The organism is Candidatus Methanoperedens nitratireducens (genome assembly GCF_900196725.1).
GTDB classification, from domain to species: domain Archaea; phylum Halobacteriota; class Methanosarcinia; order Methanosarcinales; family Methanoperedenaceae; genus Methanoperedens; species Methanoperedens nitroreducens_A.
Window position 1 is genome coordinate 30,325 of sequence record NZ_FZMP01000024.1, and the last position, 20,907, is coordinate 51,231.

Here is a 20,907-nt window from a genome sequence, read left to right on the forward strand (position 1 = left end):
ACTCACTCTTCTTTTTTCTTTTCTTTTCCTTTCCCCTTGCTATCTGAAGCGTGTGCTTTTATGATCTTATCAACGTATTCTTCTACTTCGGAGGGTTGAAGTTTCCTGAATTTCCTTGTCGCAAGCTCGATCACCCCGACCTCAATTGTCGAAGCGTTGAACACGCCTTCGGTAGTGCTGTAAAGTGCCTCAAGCCCGAGAATAATAGCATCGTTAAGATTAATATCATTAGTATATCTCTTCTCAAAGACCTCCATTGTCTCTGTCCGTCCCGAGCCTATTCCTGTGGCTTTGTATTCAAGCAATGCGCCGCTCGGGTCGGTCTCGAACAGCCGGGCGCGGCTGTCATCTACCCCTGCAATAAGAAGTGCGGTCCCAAAGGGTCTTACGCCGCCGTATTGAGTATATGTTTGTTTGAAGTCGCATATTTTTTTGGATATTGTCTCAACACCTATTGGTTCATCATAACTGACCCGGTTTATCTGCGCTTCCACGCGGGCGCGGTCTATGAGGGCGCGTGCATCAGCCACCAATCCGGAAGTAGCTGCTCCTATATGTTCATCTACCTGGAAAATCTTCTCTATGGACTCTGCCTCAAGCAATCTGCTTGTAACTCTCTTGTCCACCAGCAACGCCACTCCATCGGTCGCCTTTATTCCTACCGCCGTTGTTCCGCGTTTTACTGCCTCTCGTGCGTACTCCACCTGGAAAAGCCTGCCATCAGGACTGAATACTGTTATCGCCCTGTCATATCCCATCTGGGGTGCCATTTGCATTATCTCATCTCCTTAGTTCAAAAACGTAATTCATATCTATTTATGTTCCTGCTATCTTTATTCTCACATTAAGAGGATTGTCTGGGAATATATCAATTTCGTTTTTTTACGAATCGATTTTTACTCCGCCCGGATTAATCTCCCGCAATCTCCATATCTAAATACGGGTCGTATTACGGGATATTGGTTTTCTCTATTCTCGGTCAAGGCTCTTTATTGAGTGGCTGCTGTATAAACTTTTCTATTGCTCCTTTAATAGTACCCGATATTCCGAGCACCTGAATGGAGACCCTGCTGCCATGTATCTTGTTCATGCACGCAAGCGCGGCCCTTGTTTCAGTGGTCCTGTCTCTTGCGCAGCGGATAATCCCGTATCTCCCGTCGTATGACATGAGCCCGAAATTTATCTCGCTTGCTCCCGTATCCCCGAACAGTGAACATATCGAGTTCATGGTTTCCTCGCCTATTTCCTGCCGGGTTATTGTTTGCTCTGAGGTAATTTCAAACGCGATATAGCGTTTTTTGTCGCGCAGTGTTGGAAGGGAACTCATATTATCTCGATGCCCTCCTGTATATAATCGGGGCTTTTCCTTCTCAGGATATCAAGCGGGGCTGCGCTCATAGACCCGACCGCTTCTTCCTCAGTCATTCCGAAGAGGCTTGCAAGCGCTGCCATTTCTCTTGGCGAGCGGATGTCATACCGGGAGGAGGGGGTGCCAGTGAGCAGCATCGCCAATCCGTACTTCCGCGTATATTTCAGGTTCGTCCTCATCATCCTCAATTCCCTGATGCGCGCATCTCCCCGCAGACGAATGATCGAACCAGCATTAAAACCAATGGCAACAGAATTGTCATATGCAGCCTTTGCAAGTACATGATTGAACTTTGCCGGCTGCAAAAGGATATCAAGCCCCGCCGTTTCCACAGCCGCACGGTTGAACTCCTCATCCCCGCCCCTTGCTATCAATATTTCCGCGCTTCCCCTGTACTTTTTTATCTCATCCCTGAGTTTTGAAGATCTACAGGATATTTCGACAGAACGGTAAACTGAAAAGTTAGCTGGTATATTTTCCACACTATCTAATTTTGAGTTGACTATGGCGATTCCTGAATACCCGTATCTTTTAGCTTCGGATGCAAATATTATAAGCGAATCCTGGCTTTCCGGGATTAAGTGGACATTAAAATCGTAGAACCTGACATCAAATAGCGACATTGTTCGGCTTAATAATTCTATCATATAGTAAAACTTTGCTAGCAGAGAAATTCTTGATAAAAACACACGCAACTTTCCGCTATAATTTTTTTTACAAAATCAATTTAATTATAAGTTTATACAGCCAAAGGTCTATTTATAAACAATACAAAACTAAAATGGACATTAAAAACTGAAAAAAAACTTCATGAACTATCGTTATATTTATACTGATAAAATTCCTAGAAGCACCCGGGTTAAGTATTGTCCGGGCGCCATCCCCTCCAACTCCCTCAATCAAAAGCGCTTGGCATACGATAGCAGGCCCGGGGAATCGGAGTGGGGGTTAACATGGTGTAAAAAAGGAGTTTACCAGCTACAGTAAACGTTAGTGCCATCGGCCTGTGTAGATAGCAGATATTTTGCACATTTTGTTATCCGGATGTCTGCGTTCGTCTCCGGTTAATTGAACTGAATAATTCGGATAACCGAAATATTTAATATCTACTGTTACATTACTGTCTATTAGGCAAACCTAATAAGAGGAAGAATTATGTTCGAAACTCTAACAATCACTCTAAGAGAAGGAATAGAAGCTGCTCTGGTAGTTGGAATTATACTTGCATACCTTGGTAAATCCAGCAGACCTGAGCTGAAAAAATATGTATATGCCGGCATAGCGGCTGCCGTAGCAGGAAGCATAGCGACAGCCGTGGCTATCCAGATGCTCATGGCAGAATGGAGCGAGTTCATGGAGGGTTTGATGTTCTTCATAGCAGCATTTTTCCTGGCTACGATGCTGCTCTGGATGCACCGCGCTTCAAAGAATATCAGGCAGGATATTGAGCATGGAGTGGAGAGCGCGCTCGGTAACTGGCAGGCGCTCGGAATCCTGGCGCTTACCTTCTTCATGATATACAGGGAAGGGGCTGAGATTGTATTATTTCTCTCCGCAACAGCAAAAGAGGCAAGCCTATCTGTGGTAATGGAAGGAATAGCGGGCCTTGTACTGGCAGTTCTGTTCGGTTATTTGTTCATCAAGGGCAGCCTGAGGATGGATCTGGGAAGATTCTTCAAGATAACGAGTGTTATGCTCGCCATAATTATCTTCCAGTTAATAATAGGCGGAATCCACGAATGGTCAGAGGTTGGAATTATAAATTTGAACCAGACCGGAATGAGTATTATAGGTCCGCTTGTGAAGGAGCCTGCTTCTATCATATTCACAGGCATCATGCTTGGTTTCCTTGTGCTGTTGTTTGTAATGGTACCATGGCGGCAGGCTAAAATCGAAAATCTGGAGGGCATCGAAAAAAGAAAGGCTCTCGGTGCTGCACGAAGAGAGCGGAATAGAAAAATCGCAGGAGGGATTATAGCAGTAGCCCTGATACTTGTATTTATCAGTTCCCAGATATCAGCCCTTCCGTCAGGCATAGACCCTGTACCTGAAAAAGTGAGCACAACGGGAGGGCAGGTAAAGATTCCCATGGCTTCCGTTGCCGATGGGAACCTGCACAAATATGTCTGCGACATGCAGCATGCACCGGGAGAAAGCTGCCCCATGCACGGGGACAATGGTAAAGCCGATGTCAGGATTCTGACTATACAGAAAAGCGATGGAAGCCCTGCCGTAGCATACGATGCCTGCGCCCTTTGCGGAGCGGCAGGTTATGTTCAGGAAGGGGATGAGCTGATATGCAAACGCTGCGGCGCACCCATTAACCGCGACACGGTAGGTGAAGCAGGAGGATGTAATCCGATACCTCTTAAATACACGCTGGAGAACAGCGAGATGGTGATAAAAACCGAAGATATCGGAGAAAAAGCCAGCTTATTCAAGAGCCAGTAGTGGCTGACGCGCAAATCAAACACGAATTAACGGAGAGGTAAAAATGAAAAAAACGATAGCGATTACTGTGCTGATCATAGCAGCAGTATTTATATCCGGCTGTCTTCAATCACAGACACCGGCAGAGAAGCCAGATGGACAACAGAATGTGCAGGAAACAAAGCAGGCAGCCAAGCCTAAAATAACCATAGCCATCCAGCCCACCCAGCAGGCAGATGAAATAATGCCAAAGGCAAAGGAGCTTGAGACTTTCTTAGAATCAAGGGTAAATGCAGATATTGAAGTATATGTGCCAATGAGTTATTCCGCTGTGGTTGAATCACTGAGGTTCGGGCATGCGCAGGTGGGCCTGATGAGCGCATGGCCTGCCGCAGCCTCTGCAAAGCTTGCAGGGACTGATGTCGTACTGGCTGAGGTCAGGGAAGTCCTGATCGATGGAAAGAAAACGAATGAGACCTATTATTACTCATATTATATAGTCATGAAGAACTCAAGTTATACTAAACTTGAAGACCTGAAAGGGAAAAGGGCAGTGTACGCAAGCCTGACATCCACTTCAGGCTACCTGTTCCCGGTATCGAAACTCGTTGAAAAAGGTCTGATATCAAAACCTGCCCAGGGAAAAGAAGCTGATCCGAAGGAATTCTTCGGCGCGGTCTCTACCCCGGGCGGGTACGGTCCTGCATGGGATGCACTGAAGAGAGGACAGGCTGATGTGGGAGTAATCGCAGGCGACGTTTCTGAGAGCCTCTTTAAAGAGATAATGGACAATACGCGGATAATAGAGACACAGGGACCCATCCCCTCCCACAGCATAGTCTTCAGCAATAGCCTGAAGGAGCCGCTTCGGTCTGAACTCATCAATGCTTTCATGGAGATGAACAAGCCGGAGCACAGCAACCTGATGAAAAAGCTTGTCTCTGCGATCTTCGTAGGGTTCAGGAAAACGTCCAACGAAGAACACCTGGCAGGCTTATCAGGTGCTCTCAACACCACAGGCTACAAATTCACAGAGAAGCTGGGATGAGGCGTGACTGAGCATGCAATAGAACTCAACAGTGTGTGGTACTCCCCTACGGGGGATAACCACACATTGAAGGATATAGACCTGAAGATAAAGCGCGGCGCAAGCGTCGCGCTGATAGGTCCAAGCGGCTCGGGCAAGACAACGCTGTTCAAGATCATAAGCCGCCTCCTGAAGCCTTGCAGCGGGTCGGTAAGTGTACGCAGCAGCCACGGTGAGCTTGAGAAACATAAGATGGGATACATCCCGCAACAGCTCGGATTAGTGAGGAGCCTGACCGCGCTTGAGAACGCCCTCATAGGCGCCCATGCCAGAATAGGGTTTGCAGGTACCCTGTTTGGTTTATTCCCGAAAAAAGAGGTCGACCTTGCCATGAAATATCTGAGCATGGTCGGTATAGCTCATAAAGCTGGCAAAAGGGTGCACACCTTAAGCGGCGGGGAAAGGCAGAGAGTAGCCATAGCAAGGGCGTTGATGCAGGAGCCTGAGATCATACTTGCAGATGAGTTCGTATCCAATCTTGATATTGTGACTGCCAGGGAGATCATGGATATGGTGAAAAATTTAAAAGGAAAGGATACCACCCTGATAATAGCAACGCATGATATCGAACTGGCGCGCAATTACAGTGAAACGACCGTGATTATGAAAGGCGGGGTAAAGATCGGGGAGATATGTTCTGAAGAGCTTGACCGCAATAAAGTAAGGGATGTATTCACATAATGAATTTTTCCAGGGAAAGTATACTCAGGGCGTCAATTTTTTTAGCAATAATAATTTATCTTGCTTATTCAATCGGGTTTTTCGATGCTGGTAGGCTGGCTCGCGGCAGCAGCAATCTAATAATCTTTGCGGCAGATCTTTTTCCTCCTGATTTTGGCGTCACAGGGACTTTATTATATTCAATACTCGAAACCATCCAGATGGCGCTTCTCGGAACAGCCCTGGGCTTCACAGCGGCCCTGCCTCTTGGGCTCCTGGGTGCAAGGAACGTCTCAGGAAGCAGTATAAGCGCATTCGTCCGCCTTCTTCTAGGTGCCATCAGGACAATACCTGCACTCCTGTGGGCGATCATATTCGTGGTAGCGTTCGGCCTGGGACCGCTTTCGGGGACGCTGGGATTAGCCGTATACTCAATCGGCTACCTGAGCAAGCTCTACTACGAGGCATTTGAGGCTGTAGACCAGGAGATAATCGAGGCTGTAAGAGCTATTGGAATATCCCGCTTCAAGGAGGTACGTCTCGTAATGCTCCCGGAATCGATGAACCATATCCTCAGCCAGTTATTCTTCATGTTCGAATACAACGTCAGGTCATCTGCCATACTGGGTTTTGTGGGCGCAGGCGGCATAGGCTATTACATGATAAGTTATATCCAGCTTTTCCAGTACCAGAGGCTTACAACCGCTATAATCCTCACTCTTGCGGTTGTGTTGATAATTGATCTCCTGAGCTCAAGGATACGGGACAGGTTCCTGTCTTGATAGGTATTCCGAATTTAATAATTCGGTTAACCGAAATACTTATATGCCAGCAAGATAATTACTGGTTGGTGTACCTGACCCTAATTTAATCCTATCCTATCTATACACTAATTTTTCAGGGTCAGGTTCAAACCACATTGGGAGATAACATGATCGAAGCAGTACGAATAAATCTAAGAAAAGAAGAAGATATGGAACTCATCATTGGGAGAATTCTAGCCCAGGTAAACCGCGATGATAAAGCAAAAAACGTTGAGATACTGGAAGAATTATTTAAATATAACGCCAGGACGCCGGTGATTCGCATCTTTTTGGATTGATGCGCATCCCAGCACAACTTAAAATCAGAAGATGTTATCAGGAAATCCTAAATAATTTATTCGCCTAACCGAAACTTTAAAGTTAGGGAATACTGTATTAAATATTATGTTCTATCAGTTGCTCTTAAAAGCTATCCAGCGCAGAAAGTCCAGAGTAGCCCTGGCTATCCTGGCAGTGGTCATGGGCGCATCCATAGCCTCGACCCTGCTCTCCATATCATTTGATATCAATGACAAGATGGGACGGGAATTGAAAAGCTATGGCGCAAATATAGTCCTGCTGCCTTCGTCAGAGACAAAACTCATTCAGGAAAGCGACCTCTACAAAATGAAGACCGTTTTCTGGAGGCATAACATCATCGGATACTCGCCCTACCTGGGCGATACGGTAAAGGTAAATGACTCGGAAGTAGTGTTAAGCGGCACCTATTTTAGCGAGGAAATAAAGATACCCGGGTTCAACAAAACTTATATAGGAGAAAGAAAAGCCGAAGAAGGGGAAGCAACCTTAAAGACAGGAGTAAGGACGATAGCACCCTGGTGGAAGGTTAAAGGAGATTGGCCTTCACAGGGAGAAGCTCTTGTGGGTATCGGAGCCGCTGAGAAGTTAAACCTGGGCAAGGGGGATATTTTCAGGGCAGAATACGGAAGCAATAATGCGACGTATAGAGTATCAGGCATCCTCTCTACAGGCGGGGATGAAGATAGCCAGATAATAGTCTCTCTTAAAGAAGCGCAGCAGCTTTTCAACAGGCAGGACATGGTTGACCGCGTTGTGGTCAGCGCCCTGACCAAGCCTGAGCCTGATGATGCTATTGACCCGTCCGGGCTTCCGCCAGAAGAATACGAGACCTGGTACTGTACGCCGTACATCTCCTCTATCATGCTCCAGATCGAAGAGGTAATACCCGATGCAAACGCCAGACCAATCCGGCAGATAGCTGATAACGAAGGGAAGATGCTTAAAAAATTTGACTGGCTTATGCTTTTAATCACAGTTACAGCCATGACTTCGGCTTCCCTTGGCGTGACAGCAGCTATGAACACCTCGATTTTCGAGAGAAAAAAAGAGATAGGACTGATGAAAGCGATCGGTGCTGATGGAGTTCAAATTGCGCAGTTGTTCTTTGCCGAGGCGGTTGTCATTGGCATCACAGGCGGAGCAATTGGAATTCTTATAGGCTCCATACTTGCCAGGATGGTAGGTCTCTGGGTTTTCGGCGCCGTCATAAACCCCTCCCTTCTCTCAGTATCGATCTCAGAAATACTATCTGTCGGGATAGCTCTTCTTGGCAGCATGATGCCGGTAAGAAAAGCTGTTGAAATAGAACCATCCGTCATTCTCAGGGGTGATTGAAATGTTCACCCGTCTGGTGATAAGATCGCTCAGGGTAAGAAAAGAACGGTTTCTGGTATCTGTAATTGCGATAATGCTTGGCGCTGCCGTAGTAACTTCACTGCTGACGGTCTCTCTGGACATAAGGGAGAAGATGGGAAAGGAGCTGCGAAGCTATGGAGCCAACCTTATTGTCCTGCCGGGCGAAGGGGAGTATATCGACCAGTTCGATGCTACGCATAGCTCTATCATAGGCTCTGTCCCCTTCCTTTATTTCAAAACCGGGGTTAACGCAAAAAATGTTGAATTTGCAGGAACCGATATCGGCGCGGCAAGGAAAATGAATCCGTGGTGGCATATTGAAGGCAGACTGCCTGAGCAGGACGAGGTGCTGGCAGGAATTAATGCTGCAAAAAAACTGGGGTTAAAAGCAGGTGATGCGCTGAGTGCTGGAAACCGCACCTTCAAGGTCTCAGGTATCCTGGATACAGGTACATCCGATGATAACAGGATTTTTATTCCAATGAAGACTGCGGAAGCGATTTCCGGCAAAAGCGGGGCAACACTGGTCCAGGTAAGCGTCCTTGGAAATATCGATGATGTTGTAAAATACCTGGAGAATAAAAACTATAAAGTAAAGAAGGTCATGCAGGTGGCTGAGAGCGAGGAGGCTCTTCTTGATAAAACCCAGCTTTTGATGGCTCTTGTGGCTTTCTTTGTCCTCTCAGCAGCGTGTCTCTGTCTCTTGAGTACAATGATAACGGGCGTGCTTGAGAGGAGCCGTGAAATAGGGCTTATGAAAGCGCTTGGCTGCGCGAACGAAAGGCTTGCAGCCATATTTCTTACCGAGGCAGGAGTGATAGGTATAGCAGGCGGCACATTCGGATATCTAGTCGGGCTCTTACTCTCGCAGCTCATAGGAATGAAGATATTCGATGTGCAGGTTTCAGTAAAGCCGGAAGTATTTGCTCTTACTCTTTTAATCTCAATAACGATATCTGTAACCGCAAGCCTCCTGCCTGTGAGGCGTGCAGTTTCAATCGACCCGGTCGTAATATTAAGAGGTGAATAAGACTCCGTAAAGACCCCGCAAATGCAGGAAACAGGACTGATAGAAATGATAACAGCAAAAAACCTTACTAAAAAGTACGATACAACATGTGCACTCAAGGACGCCAGTTTCACTATTGAAAAAGGAGAATGGGTAAATATAATGGGCCCTTCCGGGAGCGGGAAAACCACGCTTTTGAACCTGATAGGGTGTCTTGATTCCCCAACAGGCGGCTCTTTGCTTGTGAACGGGATTGAGACAACAAAACTTAACCAGAAAGAGCGAACGCGTTTCCGGCGCGAGAACATCGGGCTTGTTTTCCAGCAGTTCCACATGATACCCCATCTCACAGCGCTTGAGAATGTCATGGTTGCTCAGTATTTCCACAGCATCGAGGACGAGGAAGAAGCGAAAAAAGCGCTCCTGCGCGTCGGCATTGAACACAGGCTTCATCACCTGCCATCCCAGCTTTCCGGCGGAGAGCAGCAGCGCGTGTGCATAGCTCGCGCACTTATCAACCAGCCGCAGATAATACTCGCGGATGAGCCCACAGGGAACCTGGATAAAAAGAACGAGGAAGCCGTTCTTGATATATTCAGGGAACTCCATAGCGAAGGGAGGACGATAGTGATAGTGACACACAATCCCGAGATTGGCGAGATGGGGGATAAGATAATACAGATATCACATGGCGAGGTAAAGTATTAAATTATATCAAAGCCCTACTATTAATAATATGGGAAAAGAAACCCCCAGGATAGAAGAATATCTGGAATCGATATACAAGCTTCAGGAGATGAAAGAATCCGCCACTACCTCGAAGATCGCAGAAAGTCTTGAGCTAAGCCCCTCCTCAGTCTCGGAGATGTTAAAACAGCTTGAACAGAAAGGTTTTGTGAATTATGCCGATAAAGGTGTTGTATTAACTGAAGAAGGTGAGCGTGCAGCCAAGAAAGTGATACGGAAACACAGGCTTTCCGAACGCCTGCTAACCGACATTCTGGGCTTCGGATGGGACGAAGTGCATGAAGAGGCATGCAGGCTTGAGCACGATATCAGCAGTGAGATGGAGGAAAAAATCGAAAAAAGACTGGGCAACCCGAAAACATGCCCGCATGGTTATCCTATACCTGATAAAGAGGGATTGGTAGCCCGTGATAACGCTGTAAAATTATCAGAGCTTAAAGCAGGTGAGAAGGGAGTCATTGTAAGCGTCTTTGAAGAGAATCCCGGGATGCTGCAATATATCGGCAGCCTCGGATTGTATCCTGAAGTAAATATCGAGATAAAGAGCATTGCTCCCTTCGGAGGACCGATTCTGGTCAATGTGAGAGGCGAGCAGAAATCACTTGGAAAAGAACTTGCAGAGAAAATACTGGTGGAGAAAAAAAAATAATCTGCGATAAAAAAGATTATTTCTTTAAGCATGCTGCCACAGGCTCTCAAGCATCTTCTTACCCCTGCGCACATCCTCTATTGAAAATACCTCAAGATTATATACACCCTTAAAACGCAGCTCGCGCAGCACAGAGAAATCAATACTCCCTTCCCCGGGTGCGGCGTGCATGTCCCCGAAGTACTTCTCGCCGTTCATGCCGTTGTTATCGTGTATATGAGCATGCACCACGTTGTCCCCGAGTCCTCTTATGAACTCGCGCAGTTTCTTCATGTTCCCGCCGCACGTAAGGTTCGCATGCCCGATATCGAAGGTGGCTTTTAAATCGGGTGAGTTCACCTCTTTTATCGCGCGCAAGTGCTCTTCCACAGTGCAGCAAAGGTTCGTAGGGTCTGTGCCTTCCTTGTTCTCAAGCCCAAAGATAATACCGCAGTCCCCGGCTTTAAGGGAGAGCAGCCTGAGGTTATCCACCATGTTCATGAAACATGTCTCTCTTTCACCTGTAATTTTCCCGGGATGAATAACAACTACGCTGCAGCCCAGTTCACCTGCCATGCCGATGCTTTCCTCCATGAGCCGGAACTGCGCTTTGCCCATATGCGCCGTATCAACCATGAGTTCAACCGGATAGTTAGGCGAGTCCCCGAAGTACGGAGCGTGCATGGAGGTGAGGATGCCGCTTGTGGAGAGAGCATCGCGAAGTTGCTTCACCCGCTCCTTTACCAGTTCGTTTCCCCTGTACAGCCCAAGCTTCGGGATATAAAGCTCAATGCTTTCCACTTCCTTTTGCAATTCAGGCAGGGACGAGGCAAAGGACGATGCGCCGATTATCATTCTTCCACTTCCCATCTTTCCAGTGTACTTTCCCGCACAGGTTGATCTTTAAACAGCTCCTTTCTTCTTGCTTCAAGCTGGTTATTCCCGGCGCCCAGGAATTCTGCTGCGGTCAGCACTTCCTTCCCTGCATCAAAGACCCTGGCTATCTTTTCCTTCCAGTTCAAATCCCGCAGGAGATGATGGTCAATTATGAGCTTCTTCACATCCGTCCCGTTAAGGATACGAAGAATGTTCTCAACAGCACCTGCCAGGCTCTCGTACGAATAGCGGTAGCCCAGCATATACGAAAGAGGGCCATCAAGATATATTACATCCGGATTCTCTTTTAAAATAAAATCCGTCTGCTCTTTCGTGTTCGGTCCCTCCACGTCCGAAGTGAACACGAAGCTCTCATCACCTTCCCTGATGCACGTTTCGACCACGTATCCGAGCCTGTTGCCCGTCCCATGGAACACGGCATCCGAGAAGCGAAGGCTTGTATCGCCGAATGAGAAAAACCTGCCGTCTGCGTACTCAATCTTCTCAGGCATACCGTCTATCTTCTTTAAAAAGAGCTCAGCCCTTCCCTTCTGGCTGCGGTTGATGTTCTCTGCCGGATGCTTGATGAATACGGTCTTATCCCTGTACATATCCGGGAACTCAGGGTCGTGGTGGTCATAATGGTAGTGCGTCAGGATCAGCACATCGGATTCTTCAGCGTATTTTTTTATGCTCTCTCGGTGCTCATCCCTTTTCCTGTACTCCAGCGGATGGGGCGGAAGACCGTAGCGCCGCGGTCCAAGGGAGACGGCGGGGTCGATGCAGATATTGCAATCCCCGGTTTCTATGAAAGTTGCCATGCTGCGCGTACCGAGTGAATCTGCTGCGATGGGGATTATATCCATACAATTACTCCAGAGGTTTCCGAAACATTAAATACCCTGCATAAAGAACTACTGAAACGAAAAAGTAAATGGTCGATATGAACAAACTGAAAATGGTTTTCCTGGGATTTCTTGGCGGCATGTTCCTGATTTTAGGACTCTACTATCGGATTTATGAACCGGCTAAAAGTACTCCTTATGAATATATGGGCATAGGGACGTGGGCAGCGGGTGTGATGTTCAACAGGCTTTTTCCCCGGTATAAAGAGATAACATATATGATAATAGGTCTCCTGGTACTGCACGCCGGAGTACTGCTACTTCTAAAAGATAATTATTCAAATCCGAAACTGCTCGGTCTTCTGGTATTCACTGCCGGGATTGTTGTTGTGCTGAGTTCAGGTTTTTCGGATTATATGAAGAGAAGAAAAATTAAAAAATAAATCTCAGGGCAAAAGTTTCTTATCCTCTTTCATAGCCCTCAAAAGCTCAAGCACCGAATACGCCGCCCTTGTGACGCCCATGCTCCTGTTATCGACGTCCGTACCCACAAGGTAGAGGTTCTCGACTGGCGGGCGCACGGTGGCAAAATACCCGTTTATGGTAACGGCTGCTTTCTCAGGTATCGTTACCTGGTAATGCGTCATTTCTATCATGTTTTCGATGCCCGGAGCAGCCCTCAGGATAAGCTCGAATGCCCGTTTCTTTTCGCTCTCTATGTTCTTTTTATCATCGATGATAAATGTGAACCCGATTAACTGCTTGCCTGCAGGCGCAAGACCCGGGTCATGATTGCTGACAGGCATCGCCCAGTATGCTCCGCCCTTGAACCATATCTCAGAACCTGTATAATCGAACATTTTTAGTTTTTCGCTCAAGCCAAGCCATATGGTAAGGCTTAAGGTCTGGTCTATATGGGAAAGATTTTCTTTATAATCAGGGGGAAGATCAATCAAATCCGGAAGAGCTTTTGCAAAACCCGAATATACGACCGTGCTGGCCTTGAATACGCCTTTATCCGTAGCAACCCCTGTCACCTTTCCGCCCTCGGATATGATCTTTTTGACCCTTGAGCCGGTTTTGATCTGCACAGTTTTTGGCATAGAGTATAAGACCGCATTTAATACAGACTTTAAGCCGCCGCGGGGATATCCCTGCGCGTAGGCGATTTTATTGGTAGCCAGCCTGCTTATGTTCGAGAAATGGCTTTTTAACTGGTACCTTGACAGCGTATCTGTTATCCTGGACGTATAAGAAGTACTCTCCTGCGGTTCATCTTCGAAAATATCTTCCGAAATGCTGTCCCTGACAAAGCTTCCCCCGTATAATATGCGGTTTATCGAGGTCTCTTTCATGGACTTGCCGGAGAGGGAATAAGCGACCGCATCCACAAAATCATAGGTGTCCGCAGATAACCCGCCAGGCAGGTGGTCGTATACAGGCTGGTTGCCTTCAAGCATCCCGAACGTTACCTGTGTAAGAGCTCTTGTCAGGGCCTGCGAAAGCATGAACCTGTCTTTCCTGGGCAGGATATCGAAAGTAACGAATTCTTTGATATTGGAGGGCAGTTTCGTCAGTCCTTTCTCCGTGCGTACATAGTAGTCCCCGTGGTCCATGAACACGGGTGAATATGTGAAATATTCATCTATCAGTCGCCGGAGAGGTCCCTCCCGCAGGTGGGTTATGGCATGTACGCCTGTATCCACCTGGAAGCCGTCCACATTGTAGCTGTTGCAATTGCCTCCGACCATGCTGTCTTTTTCAAGGACAAGTACGCTCTTTCCGTGCCTGGAAATTGTCAGGGCTGACAGGAGTCCGCTGATTCCTCCTCCGACTACTATCACATCATAATCCGCCATAACGCCTCTTACATTGTTCCTTTCTAATGGAAAATCCTGCTATAAATCTCTTTTCCAGACTTACGGACTTTCCTCAGTAACCCGCGCAGTATATGGATAATAACAACGGATAACGGGACGACCTGTCCCGATGAGCCTGTCCTGCCTTCTTTGATGGCGGATAAAATGGATCTCTCATCAGGTTCTGCCTCTATATCCGTGTAAGCAAGACCTATTGTTGAAAGCAGGTGGGAATCGCTCCCTCCCACCCCGGGTTTCCATGTTCCTGCGCCATCTCTCTTGCTTTCGTGTTCTCACCGAATATACACCTGGAATTGAAGGTCTCCACAGCATCGGCATCCCTTGCCCCGTAGCCAATGCCTCCGCTTTTAAAAGGATGCGCAGCTATGACTACGCCGCCTTTTTGCCGGGCAATGCTTATGGTCTCAAGATACGTGAGATTCTGCGGGATATATTCTCTCACCCCCAGCACGAGGAGGTGCCCTTCGGTCGTTGAGACTTCCACACCAGGCAGCACGACCAGAGGCAGGTCCAGTTCGAGGGCGCGTCTGATGCCAAGCAGGCTTCCCTCGACAGTGTTATGGTCGCATATCGCTATGCCATCAAGACCTTTCTTTACAGCCTGTTGCAAGATTTCATCGACTGTGAGGCTGCTGTCCGATGAGTGGTTAGAATGGATGTGCAGGTCAAAACGCATATACTGATATTTTCCAAGATATTAAAAAAGTTAACCTATGGATTTTTTAATCGATGCCTGATATCATAACACATCCTTATATCCTCATGCGCCATAGCACATGGCATGGCGAGCCACAGGATGATGTTAAAAGAGGTTATAAAAAAAGCCGATATCCTGCTTGAGGTCGTAGACGCCAGGTTTCCCGACGAGACCCGGAACAGCGAGGTGGAGCGTGATATAGCGCGTTCAAAGAAGCCGTTCATAATAGTCCTTAACAAATGCGATCTTGTATCAAAGGAAACAATCGAGAAAACCAGATCCCGGCTATCACAAATTGCACCTACGGTCTTCGTGTCCATTAAGGACAGGTTCGGGACAACGATGTTAAGACACAAGATACTTGAAACCGCCGGAATAAAAGGACGCGACATACTGGTCGGTTCACTTGGCTATCCCAATACAGGCAAATCATCGGTGATCAACGGCGTGGCAGGAAAGCACAAAGCCAGCACATCCCCGATATCCGGCCACACAAAAGGACTCCAGCTTGTGAATGCTGGTTCGCGCATAATGTTCATCGATACGCCGGGAGTGATACCATTTGGCGAGAACGACGAGTACATACAGGGCATCCTTGCAGTGAAGGATGCAACACACCTGCAGGACCCCATCGGCGTAGCCATGAAGATAATAGAGAAAATGTGCGCTGAAAACAAACCTGCTCTGGAATCATTCTATCATGTTACAATAGAGGCGCAGGACTCCTATGATACACTTATTCTCATAGGCAGACAGAGCAATTTTCTGAGGAAAAAGGGTGAGGTGGATGAAACAAGGGCGGCTATCAAGATAATCAATGATTGGCAAAAAGGGTTACTTATGATTTAGGGTTATCTGCAACTTTTTGATGGATCTCCTTAACTCTTCCGACCCGACCGTCTTCTAATTCTACCTTTATTCCATGCGGATGAAATGAAGAATTGGTTAAAATTTTCTCTATTATTACCTCTGTTCATACTAAAATGCAAATTCATGATTATATAAACTTATATATTCTTAAGGAAGGGATAGTTCATTTAAGGTACGGGCCGAGCATGGTATAGCCTCTGGATATGAATTTATACGCTACAAGAGAAAGTAAAGAGATAAGTCCTATGTATATAAATAGTGTTTTTTCTGACATGTATTTTAGTATATAAGGAGGGAAGATCGTTTCTCCTAACATTTTCAAAGCTAATGATAGTGATAAAGCGCCTATTAAAAACACTACGGATCCCACTGTTTTCGGGTTATTATTTATAATCGATTTTATATTTAACATAGCTGATTCACCAGGTCAATTGAATTAATGAAAGTTGACTTTTCTTTCAAAAAGATCTCAATTACCCTTCATATCGCTACCTCAAATAAACATATTTACTAATCTCAAAGTGAATATTGTATATTCCATAAGAGCGTTTTTTGAGTATGATGGTAATCAGGGGATTGTTATGGGATAAGGTGGTATACTCTGGGAGGAGACTACCATCGTACTCACTTTACAAATATCTATAATCATATAATTCATATTTATGTATTTGAATAATAATTGTAATAGTGGCTCAAAAAAACTCAGTCAAGGTTGAATCTGTCTTTAAGACTGTCCGTCAGGCGGGAGAAAATATCAAAAATTACCTCGCTTTTCATTTCTCCAGGGGCTGGATATTTTTCAGAGCTACCGGACTTATCATCTGAATTCTTAGGTGATGTTAGTATCTTTGATAAAGGTGGTCGAGCGGGTGGGGATAATAGTATATCGGATTTATTGAGGTTTGCCAATGCTACAGTCGTGACTTTTTCCACATCGCCGGCAACTTTTGTCTCAACGTAGTAAATGTTCCAGTTTTTTTTCGCATCGGGTGGTGATGTTTGTATGCCGGATGATGAGGTTGTTTGTCCGTTGGATGAAGATACCTGTACGCCAGGTGATGAAACTATCGCAATATTATTAGAAGATGATGAAGTTACTTGACGAATAGGAAAGTATAAACGCATTTTCTTATCCCGTTACTGAAATAGATAAGTTGATTTCAAAAACGCCTCTCTGTCCTCCTTTTTTGAGAAGGCATATCTTGACCGAGGTTTTATTTTGGACAGACCCCATGACTGAGCTATGCGAATTGTGTGACGAAAACTATAGGTTATGCCAGTCTCCTGTCTTATCAGTTCACGTATTCCCCGTGTCCGCCAACCCTTCATGGCATTATGCTTCCTAACAATACGTCGCAGCTTGGATTTCTGCTTGTAGCTTATCTTCGGTGGTCTGCCACTTCTTTCCCTTGTATACAAGCCACGAACACCCTCCTGCTCGTAACGCTGTTTCCAGAAATCAACCTTACCATGCGTGCAACCAAACTTTGCAGCAGCATCACGTAGCGACATCTCGTATGCTGCTTGCACTATAAGCAACCGCTCACGCACGACAGGATCTCTAACACGCTTTAGAGAATACTTTACACACGAAATTTTACTCATCCACATCTCCCCAATAATTAATGAAGGGGATAGTAGTTATATTTGTCTAAAAGCTAATGTCACTTACTATAGTTATCTTTCAGGTCTTCGTGGTTATAGTCAATTCCTGTATCAAGTACAGCTATTTTGACTCCCGGCCCGTTAATACTCTGGTTATGTACCATCTTGGCTTCCAATATGCTGGATTCCCCAGGAGCTTGTATATTCATCCGCTGCCCTGTAAACGCTGTCGTCTACGATATAAGCAACCGCTGGACTATTTTTCATTTTTGATATGTTCTCTTCTGATAATCTGGCAGATATAGCTGGAATCAGATGAAAATCTTTTTTCGCCATACCGTCATAACTACGAACCAGTTCCTTTTCAGATAAACCGACTGGTTTATGAAAAACAATAATGACATCGCGGTCTGCTGAAAGTGCTACACCACTTATCATCATAAAAATGATGCAAAAGTGTATTGACGCTCTTAAAAGCATACCTTTTCGTGCTGTTTTCATTTCTATCACTTATCCCCTATCCATCTGTCACCGTTGTCGAGTTAGCACCGTTGATACTATTGACTGTTGCAATATCTCCAGAAGCTGCATCGGTACTTGTAACTACAACCATTGTTTCTGACCAGTTGGTAATAGAAATGTTACGGGATATGTCTCCGTTCTTTATAGTTACATTATACCAATCACTGTAAAGAGGGTCATACGACAATCCAAATCCTGAACCATTGATTGTAATCGTAGTACCAATCTTGTTAGCAAAACTGACTTTAACCAGTGGTGTAGAGACCAGTGGCAATTTATTGCTCTTTACACTTCCATTTTTCAGGGCATATACTCCATACAACTCTTCCTGGATCAATGCAGGCATTGTTACAACCATTTGAGAAGGGGTAATAGAATCCGGTGTTAATGTAGTAGAATTTATTCCATCTGTAACAATTACAACTGATGTATGCATAACGCCGTCAAAAGTTGTCACAAAGTTTGTACCATTGATTGTCAATACAGTAACTGCCTCTGCATAGACTTTACTCGTACTGAGATTATTAATGACTGGCGTAATAACGCTGGCTCCCGGTGCCACTTCGCCTGCTATATATGATGCATGGCATCCATTGCAATCAAAGTTACCATCACCAATATGACCGTATCCTTTCTGTCCGCTGGTATTTGTAAAATCGTATTGAATACTGTGCAGTGATTCGAAACCATGACATTGTTCGCAATATCGTATATAGTCAGACCCATATGGACTGCTATGGTTACCGTGACATACTGCACATTTTGAGCTATTCTGAGGGTTGAACCCGCTCAGACTTCCCAGCCTGTGATGCGTTTTATTGTTAAAAGATATGGGAGGTTCCAGTGTCGTATTCTGCTCGTGGCAGGCTTCGCAACCGCCCCACTTTCTACCACTTGTTGTGTTGATTGCCCTGTATTTGGTATCAGGTGTCATTGAAGATGGCGGACCATCCCGTATAATGTGGTTATCATCATAGTCGTTTACAAGGTTACCATGACAGCGGCTGCAATGTCTATCCTGTGCATCCTTTGTCTCATGATGCGGTCTTGGAACAACCATCCCGTTGAATGTGGTATCATGACATTGCATGCAATTCCTGACCATGGTAATACCGCTTCCATTCGGAAGTACGGGATGACAGTTTGTACATTGATATTCTCCTGTCGGTACAAGACTGTGGTGATCGTCAGGTACACCTGCAGTATGACAGCCTCTGCATTTGTACTCGGTAAAATTGGCGAAATTACTATCATAGACTCCTATTCTCTGATCAACCGGAGGAGGGGGAATTAAGGCAATTACAAGCCCCTGAAGTGCAAATACGATTATAATCATAAATATAATATTTTTAGTTTTCATAGAAATGAAAAATCGAAAGAAGATATTCTCCTATCTGTACAAGATTATGGCGCCTGTCGGGAGCATCTGCTGTGTGACGATTTCTGCAATTGGTTTTAACAAGCTGATTGACCGATGTGTCATAGGCACCAATGTTCTGATTCGCTGCCTGTGGTGGCACAATAGCCCAAGATACGCCTGCTAACATCGAAAAGATGATAGCTGACGCTACGTATAGTTTTCTCATTTTCTTACTCCTACTATTTTTTTATTAGGTCATATAATGTAATCTGCAATATTGCCGGATAGTGATATCCGTTCTTTGAGATCATACCTCAAATCAGCATCAAATCAACCCCTGATGCTGATTTTCAGCTTTATATGACATAGTAATAGCATATCATGAACCTCTTTATAATCATCACAAATGAGACCATGAAATAAGGCGTAAGTCCTATCCTTTAGCATTCCATGTACCAAGGCATAAGTCCTATCCTTTTATACCACGCACCAATCTCCGTTTTTTATGTTTTTATTATTCTTTGTGTCACTCTTCTCTAATATATAAATGTTTTGGTTTATTTCTCATGCTCATATTAATTTATTATCTGCTGCTAATGGTTTTTATTGATTATGTGACTTTCTATGCCACATTTTTCCATCTTTTCAACCAAAATGGCAAAATCTGCTGCAACTTATTAAAATATGTCATTACCTTAACGATTAATACACACAGGACAAATAGTAGTATCCATGGCAGATCAAAAAGACAGGCATGTGATGGAAGCTCTCGGAAAAACGCGCGTAGTGGTTGAGAACGGTAAAGTTGTCGAAGCCGGGGAACCGCAGACGGAATACTGCCCCATATTCGATAAGGTCCGCGGGATAAAGAAATTCACATCAAAAACAGCAAAGGAGAATATCGAATTCCGTATGAAGGATTTCGGATTGTTCACCGGGGACAGGGCGATCGAGATGGAGATATTCGTGGGTTTTGGCGCAAGCGAGACATTCATGACTGGCTTGAGGCGGGGACTTCTTGATACCTGCGTTACAGCATGCGATGGGGCAGGGACAGTTATTACGAGCAACCCGAAGCTTGCGCAGGGCATGGGCTCACGCATCTCAGGGCTTGTTGAGACATCGCCGATCCCCAAGCTCATCGAACGGATACGGGAAGTCGGAGGAATAGTTCTTGACCCTGAGACCGCGACTCTTGACCAGGTCGCAGGCGTGGAAAAAGCCATCGAGCGCGGCTTTAAGAAAATAGGCGTTTCTGTCACGAACGCGAAAGACATGCGCGCCATCCGCGAACTTGAGAAAAAATATAAAGTGCAGGTAGTCGGCTTTGGCGTGCATACCACAGGCATGCCTGAGGACGAGGCAAAGGAATTCCTTGACCTTGTGGATATGACCACGGGATGCACATCAAAATGGATACGCGGCTGTATTACAGGAAAGACGATAGCGCAATTCGGCACGGCTATTCCCATATTCGCAATCACCCAGTGCGGAAAGGAAATGTTGCTTGAGCGCGCGAAAGAAGTAACTGACCCGATACTTATCAATACGATGAAGCTGCCCGTGCAGCCTGATGAGAAGCAGCCAAGACCGCTGATTTAAGCGGCTGTGCTTCATTTTGATTAGCTGCGGATGATGGCAGATACCATTCGGCATGAATTTTTATATCAATTATGGAGAACAAAGTTTGGTTTTCTCCCAGTAGTACTGGAAGAGCTTTTTGCACCACTCTCTGAATTTATCATCATAGCCGAAGATGGCAGTATTCTGATCGATCTTTCCATCCTGTCCGGGTAATTCGAGCATGGAAAATTTATCGCTTACGATTACTGATATTTTGAC

Annotated in this window: 29 protein-coding genes; 12 read left to right on the top strand and 17 right to left on the bottom strand. The window is 45.7% G+C overall.

Annotation, left to right across the window (positions count from 1 at the left end; translation table 11 throughout):
• Window positions 1-2: 2 nt before the first annotated feature.
• The 3 genes from psmA to MNV_RS02740 all read right to left on the bottom strand — a co-directional run bounded on the left by psmA (window position 3) and on the right by MNV_RS02740 (window position 2,016).
• Window positions 3-776: an archaeal proteasome endopeptidase complex subunit alpha gene (gene psmA / locus MNV_RS02730; RefSeq protein WP_096203848.1), complete on the bottom strand. Its 774-nt coding sequence runs from the start codon at window positions 774-776 to the stop codon at window positions 3-5.
• Window positions 777-979: 203 nt separating this feature from the next.
• Window positions 980-1,327 carry an Rpp14/Pop5 family protein gene (locus MNV_RS02735; protein ID WP_096203849.1) on the bottom strand — a complete coding sequence of 116 codons (348 nt, stop codon included), beginning with the start codon at window positions 1,325-1,327 and terminating at the stop codon, window positions 980-982.
• Window positions 1,324-2,016: an RNase P subunit p30 family protein gene (locus MNV_RS02740; protein ID WP_096203850.1), complete on the bottom strand. Its 693-nt coding sequence runs from the start codon at window positions 2,014-2,016 to the stop codon at window positions 1,324-1,326. The genes MNV_RS02735 and MNV_RS02740 overlap by 4 nt, the downstream gene beginning before the upstream one ends.
• A 508-nt stretch (window positions 2,017-2,524) precedes the next feature.
• On the opposite strand from MNV_RS02740, the gene MNV_RS02745 reads away from it, so the two are divergent.
• The 9 genes from MNV_RS02745 to MNV_RS02780 all read left to right on the top strand — a co-directional run bounded on the left by MNV_RS02745 (window position 2,525) and on the right by MNV_RS02780 (window position 10,431).
• The gene (locus MNV_RS02745; RefSeq protein WP_096203851.1) at window positions 2,525-3,820 is read left to right on the top strand and encodes a Fe-S-containing protein; all 1,296 of its coding nucleotides are present in this window, start codon (window positions 2,525-2,527) and stop codon (window positions 3,818-3,820) included.
• A gap of 43 nt (window positions 3,821-3,863) precedes the next feature.
• Window positions 3,864-4,847, top strand: coding sequence for a phosphate/phosphite/phosphonate ABC transporter substrate-binding protein (gene phnD / locus MNV_RS02750; protein ID WP_096203852.1), 984 nt, complete (start codon window positions 3,864-3,866; stop codon window positions 4,845-4,847).
• A 3-nt stretch (window positions 4,848-4,850) separates the two neighbouring features.
• Entirely contained in the window at window positions 4,851-5,567 is a 717-nt protein-coding gene (locus tag MNV_RS02755; RefSeq protein WP_096203853.1) for a phosphonate ABC transporter ATP-binding protein, read from the top strand.
• Complete coding sequence (gene phnE, locus MNV_RS02760) at window positions 5,567-6,328, top strand: phosphonate ABC transporter, permease protein PhnE (protein WP_096203854.1); 762 nt, start codon at window positions 5,567-5,569, stop codon at window positions 6,326-6,328. The genes MNV_RS02755 and phnE overlap by 1 nt, the downstream gene beginning before the upstream one ends.
• A 149-nt stretch (window positions 6,329-6,477) precedes the next feature.
• The gene (locus MNV_RS19280; protein WP_179293761.1) at window positions 6,478-6,648 is read left to right on the top strand and encodes a hypothetical protein; all 171 of its coding nucleotides are present in this window, start codon (window positions 6,478-6,480) and stop codon (window positions 6,646-6,648) included.
• Window positions 6,649-6,754: 106 nt separating this feature from the next.
• Window positions 6,755-8,005, top strand: coding sequence for an ABC transporter permease (locus MNV_RS02765; protein WP_096203855.1), 1,251 nt, complete (start codon window positions 6,755-6,757; stop codon window positions 8,003-8,005).
• 1 nt (window position 8,006) lies between these two features.
• Window positions 8,007-9,056, top strand: a complete 1,050-nt coding sequence (locus tag MNV_RS02770; protein WP_096203856.1) for an ABC transporter permease — start codon at window positions 8,007-8,009, stop codon at window positions 9,054-9,056.
• Window positions 9,057-9,077: 21 nt separating this feature from the next.
• Window positions 9,078-9,743, top strand: a complete 666-nt coding sequence (locus tag MNV_RS02775; RefSeq protein ID WP_218837870.1) for an ABC transporter ATP-binding protein — start codon at window positions 9,078-9,080, stop codon at window positions 9,741-9,743.
• Window positions 9,744-9,771: 28 nt separating this feature from the next.
• Complete coding sequence (locus MNV_RS02780) at window positions 9,772-10,431, top strand: metal-dependent transcriptional regulator (RefSeq protein WP_096203857.1); 660 nt, start codon at window positions 9,772-9,774, stop codon at window positions 10,429-10,431.
• 24 nt (window positions 10,432-10,455) lie between these two features.
• Here the strand turns inward: MNV_RS02780 and MNV_RS02785 are convergent, their stop codons facing one another.
• The gene (locus MNV_RS02785; RefSeq protein WP_256999919.1) at window positions 10,456-11,280 is read right to left on the bottom strand and encodes a sugar phosphate isomerase/epimerase family protein; all 825 of its coding nucleotides are present in this window, start codon (window positions 11,278-11,280) and stop codon (window positions 10,456-10,458) included.
• Entirely contained in the window at window positions 11,262-12,152 is an 891-nt protein-coding gene (locus MNV_RS02790; RefSeq protein WP_096203859.1) for a hypothetical protein, read from the bottom strand. The genes MNV_RS02785 and MNV_RS02790 overlap by 19 nt, the downstream gene beginning before the upstream one ends.
• Before the next feature lie 77 nt (window positions 12,153-12,229).
• Between MNV_RS02790 and MNV_RS02795 the strand changes: the two genes are divergently transcribed.
• Window positions 12,230-12,574 carry a hypothetical protein gene (locus MNV_RS02795; RefSeq protein WP_143311596.1) on the top strand — a complete coding sequence of 115 codons (345 nt, stop codon included), beginning with the start codon at window positions 12,230-12,232 and terminating at the stop codon, window positions 12,572-12,574.
• Window positions 12,575-12,577: 3 nt separating this feature from the next.
• Here the strand turns inward: MNV_RS02795 and MNV_RS02800 are convergent, their stop codons facing one another.
• Genes MNV_RS02800 through MNV_RS02805 form a run of 3 tightly spaced genes read right to left on the bottom strand, consistent with a single transcriptional unit; the run spans window position 12,578 to window position 14,687 of the window.
• Complete coding sequence (locus MNV_RS02800) at window positions 12,578-13,990, bottom strand: phytoene desaturase family protein (RefSeq protein ID WP_096203861.1); 1,413 nt, start codon at window positions 13,988-13,990, stop codon at window positions 12,578-12,580.
• A 23-nt stretch (window positions 13,991-14,013) separates the two neighbouring features.
• Window positions 14,014-14,238, bottom strand: coding sequence for a PHP-associated domain-containing protein (locus MNV_RS20455; protein WP_256999920.1), 225 nt, complete (start codon window positions 14,236-14,238; stop codon window positions 14,014-14,016).
• A complete protein-coding gene (locus MNV_RS02805; protein WP_256999921.1) occupies window positions 14,202-14,687 on the bottom strand; it encodes a PHP domain-containing protein in 486 nt (161 codons plus the stop codon). The genes MNV_RS20455 and MNV_RS02805 overlap by 37 nt, the downstream gene beginning before the upstream one ends.
• 105 nt (window positions 14,688-14,792) lie before the next feature.
• On the opposite strand from MNV_RS02805, the gene MNV_RS02810 reads away from it, so the two are divergent.
• Window positions 14,793-15,557 carry a GTPase gene (locus MNV_RS02810; protein WP_096203862.1) on the top strand — a complete coding sequence of 255 codons (765 nt, stop codon included), beginning with the start codon at window positions 14,793-14,795 and terminating at the stop codon, window positions 15,555-15,557.
• Here the strand turns inward: MNV_RS02810 and MNV_RS02815 are convergent.
• From MNV_RS02815 to MNV_RS02845, 8 genes are all read right to left on the bottom strand, one after another.
• Window positions 15,547-15,672, bottom strand: a complete 126-nt coding sequence (locus MNV_RS02815) for a DUF2196 domain-containing protein (protein ID WP_096203874.1) — start codon at window positions 15,670-15,672, stop codon at window positions 15,547-15,549. The two genes, MNV_RS02810 and MNV_RS02815, sit on opposite strands and share 11 nt — an antisense overlap.
• A 69-nt stretch (window positions 15,673-15,741) precedes the next feature.
• The gene (locus tag MNV_RS02820; protein ID WP_096203863.1) at window positions 15,742-15,990 is read right to left on the bottom strand and encodes a hypothetical protein; all 249 of its coding nucleotides are present in this window, start codon (window positions 15,988-15,990) and stop codon (window positions 15,742-15,744) included.
• A gap of 290 nt (window positions 15,991-16,280) precedes the next feature.
• Window positions 16,281-16,511 (bottom strand): hypothetical protein, encoded by a 231-nt coding sequence (locus MNV_RS18895; protein WP_143311597.1) that lies wholly within the window; start codon window positions 16,509-16,511, stop codon window positions 16,281-16,283.
• 204 nt (window positions 16,512-16,715) lie between these two features.
• Window positions 16,716-17,183, bottom strand: a complete 468-nt coding sequence (locus tag MNV_RS02830; RefSeq protein WP_179293762.1) for a helix-turn-helix domain-containing protein — start codon at window positions 17,181-17,183, stop codon at window positions 16,716-16,718.
• Window positions 17,184-17,242: 59 nt separating this feature from the next.
• Entirely contained in the window at window positions 17,243-17,392 is a 150-nt protein-coding gene (locus tag MNV_RS21120; protein WP_143311598.1) for a S8 family serine peptidase, read from the bottom strand.
• The gene (locus MNV_RS02835) at window positions 17,337-17,684 is read right to left on the bottom strand and encodes a protease inhibitor I9 family protein (protein ID WP_096203866.1); all 348 of its coding nucleotides are present in this window, start codon (window positions 17,682-17,684) and stop codon (window positions 17,337-17,339) included. Before MNV_RS02835 ends, MNV_RS21120 begins: the two co-directional genes overlap by 56 nt.
• Before the next feature lie 16 nt (window positions 17,685-17,700).
• Window positions 17,701-19,041 carry an IPT/TIG domain-containing protein gene (locus MNV_RS02840; protein ID WP_179293764.1) on the bottom strand — a complete coding sequence of 447 codons (1,341 nt, stop codon included), beginning with the start codon at window positions 19,039-19,041 and terminating at the stop codon, window positions 17,701-17,703.
• A gap of 13 nt (window positions 19,042-19,054) precedes the next feature.
• A complete protein-coding gene (locus tag MNV_RS02845) occupies window positions 19,055-19,291 on the bottom strand; it encodes a hypothetical protein (protein WP_096203868.1) in 237 nt (78 codons plus the stop codon).
• 506 nt (window positions 19,292-19,797) lie between these two features.
• Here MNV_RS02845 and MNV_RS02850 point away from each other — a divergent pair.
• Entirely contained in the window at window positions 19,798-20,667 is an 870-nt protein-coding gene (locus tag MNV_RS02850; RefSeq protein WP_096203869.1) for a methanogenesis marker 8 protein, read from the top strand.
• 69 nt (window positions 20,668-20,736) lie between these two features.
• On the opposite strand, the gene MNV_RS21125 is transcribed toward MNV_RS02850, so the two are convergent.
• The gene (locus MNV_RS21125; protein WP_394336525.1) at window positions 20,737-20,901 is read right to left on the bottom strand and encodes a transcriptional regulator FilR1 domain-containing protein; all 165 of its coding nucleotides are present in this window, start codon (window positions 20,899-20,901) and stop codon (window positions 20,737-20,739) included.
• Window positions 20,902-20,907: the final 6 nt, after the last annotated feature.

What these genes read in the sequence shown, in the direction of transcription:
- psmA (WP_096203848.1), bottom strand. Translation starts at nt 776, where the DNA reads ATGCAAATGGCACCCCAGATGGGATATGACAGGGCGATAACAGTATTC.
- MNV_RS02735 (WP_096203849.1), bottom strand. Translation starts at nt 1,327, where the DNA reads ATGAGTTCCCTTCCAACACTGCGCGACAAAAAACGCTATATCGCGTTT.
- MNV_RS02740 (WP_096203850.1), bottom strand. Translation starts at nt 2,016, where the DNA reads ATGATAGAATTATTAAGCCGAACAATGTCGCTATTTGATGTCAGGTTC.
- MNV_RS02745 (WP_096203851.1), top strand. Translation starts at nt 2,525, where the DNA reads ATGTTCGAAACTCTAACAATCACTCTAAGAGAAGGAATAGAAGCTGCT.
- phnD (WP_096203852.1), top strand. Translation starts at nt 3,864, where the DNA reads ATGAAAAAAACGATAGCGATTACTGTGCTGATCATAGCAGCAGTATTT.
- phnE (WP_096203854.1), top strand. Translation starts at nt 5,567, where the DNA reads ATGAATTTTTCCAGGGAAAGTATACTCAGGGCGTCAATTTTTTTAGCA.
- MNV_RS19280 (WP_179293761.1), top strand. Translation starts at nt 6,478, where the DNA reads ATGATCGAAGCAGTACGAATAAATCTAAGAAAAGAAGAAGATATGGAA.
- MNV_RS02765 (WP_096203855.1), top strand. Translation starts at nt 6,755, where the DNA reads ATGTTCTATCAGTTGCTCTTAAAAGCTATCCAGCGCAGAAAGTCCAGA.
- MNV_RS02770 (WP_096203856.1), top strand. Translation starts at nt 8,007, where the DNA reads ATGTTCACCCGTCTGGTGATAAGATCGCTCAGGGTAAGAAAAGAACGG.
- MNV_RS02775 (WP_218837870.1), top strand. Translation starts at nt 9,078, where the DNA reads ATGCAGGAAACAGGACTGATAGAAATGATAACAGCAAAAAACCTTACT.
- MNV_RS02780 (WP_096203857.1), top strand. Translation starts at nt 9,772, where the DNA reads ATGGGAAAAGAAACCCCCAGGATAGAAGAATATCTGGAATCGATATAC.
- MNV_RS02785 (WP_256999919.1), bottom strand. Translation starts at nt 11,280, where the DNA reads ATGGGAAGTGGAAGAATGATAATCGGCGCATCGTCCTTTGCCTCGTCC.
- MNV_RS02790 (WP_096203859.1), bottom strand. Translation starts at nt 12,152, where the DNA reads ATGGATATAATCCCCATCGCAGCAGATTCACTCGGTACGCGCAGCATG.
- MNV_RS02795 (WP_143311596.1), top strand. Translation starts at nt 12,230, where the DNA reads ATGAACAAACTGAAAATGGTTTTCCTGGGATTTCTTGGCGGCATGTTC.
- MNV_RS02800 (WP_096203861.1), bottom strand. Translation starts at nt 13,990, where the DNA reads ATGGCGGATTATGATGTGATAGTAGTCGGAGGAGGAATCAGCGGACTC.
- MNV_RS02805 (WP_256999921.1), bottom strand. Translation starts at nt 14,687, where the DNA reads ATGCGTTTTGACCTGCACATCCATTCTAACCACTCATCGGACAGCAGC.
- MNV_RS02810 (WP_096203862.1), top strand. Translation starts at nt 14,793, where the DNA reads ATGGCGAGCCACAGGATGATGTTAAAAGAGGTTATAAAAAAAGCCGAT.
- MNV_RS02820 (WP_096203863.1), bottom strand. Translation starts at nt 15,990, where the DNA reads ATGTTAAATATAAAATCGATTATAAATAATAACCCGAAAACAGTGGGA.
- MNV_RS02830 (WP_179293762.1), bottom strand. Translation starts at nt 17,183, where the DNA reads ATGAGTAAAATTTCGTGTGTAAAGTATTCTCTAAAGCGTGTTAGAGAT.
- MNV_RS21120 (WP_143311598.1), bottom strand. Translation starts at nt 17,392, where the DNA reads ATGAATATACAAGCTCCTGGGGAATCCAGCATATTGGAAGCCAAGATG.
- MNV_RS02835 (WP_096203866.1), bottom strand. Translation starts at nt 17,684, where the DNA reads ATGAAAACAGCACGAAAAGGTATGCTTTTAAGAGCGTCAATACACTTT.
- MNV_RS02840 (WP_179293764.1), bottom strand. Translation starts at nt 19,041, where the DNA reads ATGATTATAATCGTATTTGCACTTCAGGGGCTTGTAATTGCCTTAATT.
- MNV_RS02845 (WP_096203868.1), bottom strand. Translation starts at nt 19,291, where the DNA reads ATGAGAAAACTATACGTAGCGTCAGCTATCATCTTTTCGATGTTAGCA.
- MNV_RS02850 (WP_096203869.1), top strand. Translation starts at nt 19,798, where the DNA reads ATGGCAGATCAAAAAGACAGGCATGTGATGGAAGCTCTCGGAAAAACG.